Raw genomic sequence first — 3,171 nt, forward strand, 5'->3', positions numbered from 1 at the left:
CCAATATATCTCATCAAATTAATTTATACAAGTATTCATAACTTTTGAATTAAAGCTCGAAACACAAGTTTTTTTATAACTATCAGTTTCTGCTTCACCTATAACATCTATTTTGGAATATTTTTTTATAAATTCATCCCCTATTAAACCAAATGATTTTACATTATAATGCACAAAATCAATTTCATTATCTGTATTAGGAATATCCAAAACAGGTTTATAGGGCGACAACTTATAATCTCCTATTACTAAAAAACTTCCTAGTTTGTTTTGATATTCAATTTTATTTTTTATAGATGATAAATCCAATTGAGATAAAATACTATCTTGTTGTTTTTCTAGTAAAACTATTTTCGAAAGTAGACTATTAAGTACACTAATATCAATTTGATTATTATTCTTCACATACTCGTTATAATCATTTTCAGCACTTTTTAACTGATTTTGAATTTCACCTAATTCTTTTATAAGTTGTTCAGAATTTACAACAAAATCCTTTAATTCGTTATTTAAAATTTCAGAAATACTTTTTCCTTTTTCAATAATTTTATCAATATTAATTTTAATATTATTAATATAAAAGGATTGAACTCCATTTTTAAATTTATCACTGTCAGCATTATTTAATCCGTTTGTTTGATAGGCTACTATAAAATCAATACTTTCAACTATTTTCAAAGCCTCTTTCTTGCTATTTGATGTATCTTTAATAAAATATTTTGAAACAAAAGCTACCTTTTCATCCAATGTCATTTCACTATAATTCTTTTCTGCCAACATTTCCAAAAGGGTATTAATATATATTTTATAATGTTGATTCGTGATATCAGCTAAAATTTCATCTTTTATAGTATCTTCATACAAATCATCCTTATCAAGAGCAACTTCCTCTTTTATAATAGAATCCACATTTGGCAAATTTATATCCACACTAGAAAATTCTGGTTTTTCCGGAAGCTTAACTATAGGCCTTACTATCATACTATCTTTATTTAAGAAATCATTATATTTTATATACTTATCGCCATCATTATAAATATATACATTAATAGCATTTTTCCAAAGGTTTATATCAGAATTAACACCACTAAAATCATTTATGTAATGATAAAGATGTATATTGTTAAATTTTAAATTTACTTGTTTATTATCAAAAGCACTGATAAATTTTCCGCTTGTATTCTTACTATCACTTGCAAAAGACTGTATTTGAGAACCATTTTCGAAAAATAAATAAATATTATTAAAATTTAAATTGATCGAATTAAACATAGAACCACTTTCGATATACCCAATAAAACCTCCAGCATTAGTAAAATCATTTTTTCCATACGCCTGTATATTTTTTTTATATTATATAAACTTATATTGGAAAAATCACCCGTGCCTTGTCTTTGAATCCAACCTATAAATCCACCGGAATTAACAATCCCTTTTTTATCTTGTTCAAGCTTTCCAACAATCGCATCTATATTTTTTACAGTAATATTTGAAAACGATAAATTATCACTTCTATAGCCTTCTACCTTTCCAATAAAACCACCTACAACAGCACGAGTATTTTCTAAATTATTATTATTTATAGCTTCAATTTTTTCAGCTTCTAAACTAATATTGTTAAAAATTCCCCCATTAGCAAAACCTGCAAATCCTCCAGCATATGCATTACCAACATCATCAATCTCTCCACTTAACAATCCATTATTGTCATTGTTAATACTTTTAATTTTTTTAACACGAATATTGATATTACTAAATTTATTATTTCCAGAATTAATACTACCAACAAATCCACCAGCATAAGTATGACGCAATGTACTGAATGTGGATGTTATATTACTTATATCTAAATTTATATTTGAAAGTTGAGCATAATCAATATTACCAGAAAATCCACCCGTAACAAATCCCCCACTAATTTCTTCAATCCCTCTAATATCAATATTCTCAAAAAAACCTTCCCAAATCTCCCCAGCAAAACCACCTGTATATGTTGCCTTAGTTGTTTTATTATTTATTATTTTATTGATTTGAGAAAGATATATATTTTCAAATTTTCCATTATTTACACTACCAGCAAAACCACCAATATGAGATCTATTGTCTACACTGACGCCACTTAATTCATTTATATTATTGATATTGATTTTATTAAAATTTGCTCCGCTTACATATCCTACAAAACCACCTGTATATAAAACATCGTTTGTTTGCGTAGAAATACTAGCGATATTACTTAGCTCTATATTTTTAAAACTACTACCATTACTTGCATATCCTATAAATCCACCTGTAAATATTGAATTAGATTTAATGGAATTATTATTATAATCAATCTTTATATTTTTAAATTCAGAATTATTAGAATTCCCAAATATACCTACATACTCAGGTATATATTCAAGATTAGTTGTATCTATATTAATATTCTTAAGCGCAAATCCTTGTCCATCAAATGTTTTATTTGAAAAACCATTATCTACTATTATTTCCCAATTCTCATTATAAACATGACTTTTATATCCAACTATCATATTGGTACAACCATATCCATCTATACAATAATTTACATAGTTTTGCCAATCTTTTCCTTCTTCACCTTTACCTTGATTTCCATTAAAGTCTATATCATTAGTAAGTCTATACTCACCAGCTGTATCTCTAAAACCTTCTTTATTTTCATTCCACCCTTTAGCAAAGTGCCACCAATCTAAATCAGAGCCTATACCTACATATTCATATACTTTAAAATTGTTGTTTGAATTGTTAAATTTATTAAATACTTTAAAAGAATTAGGATTATAATAATATCCACTAGCATTTAAATACATAGAACCTTTAAAATTATTACCATCACTTCCTTGTATTTTTAAGCTTTGTAATTGATCTCCATTTATATTACCTACATCTACATAAACTTCATTACCTTGTAAGTTTATTTCATTAGCTGATATTATACCTGTTTGATTTTTCATTTTATCATCCCAACTAGTATCAGCACTTAACATTACTTTATTACCTTGTAAAGTAACGTTTTGAGCATTAATAGTACCCATATTTACTACATTACCTGCTTTGTGTGGTTTAAATATAGGGGAAAAGCTTAAACCTTGTTCAAGTGTTTTCATATCAGCAAATTTCCACATCTCCCCATCACTCATCGACGAAGTA

At 26.6% G+C, this 3,171-nt stretch carries 1 protein-coding gene and 1 pseudogene; both read right to left on the bottom strand.

All coding sequences use genetic code 11. From position 1 onward, the window contains the following. Positions 1 to 18: 18 nt before the first annotated feature. Complete coding sequence (locus tag L8X30_RS07805) at positions 19 to 1,272, bottom strand: hypothetical protein (RefSeq protein WP_263679752.1); 1,254 nt, start codon at positions 1,270 to 1,272, stop codon at positions 19 to 21. After that, positions 1,251 to 3,171, bottom strand: a pseudogene (locus L8X30_RS07810) (hypothetical protein); the annotation flags it as partial. The gene L8X30_RS07805 and the pseudogene L8X30_RS07810, both read right to left, overlap by 22 nt.

It is taken from the genome of Campylobacter sp. CNRCH_2015_0338h, from assembly GCF_025772785.1.
Classification (GTDB): domain Bacteria; phylum Campylobacterota; class Campylobacteria; order Campylobacterales; family Campylobacteraceae; genus Campylobacter_D.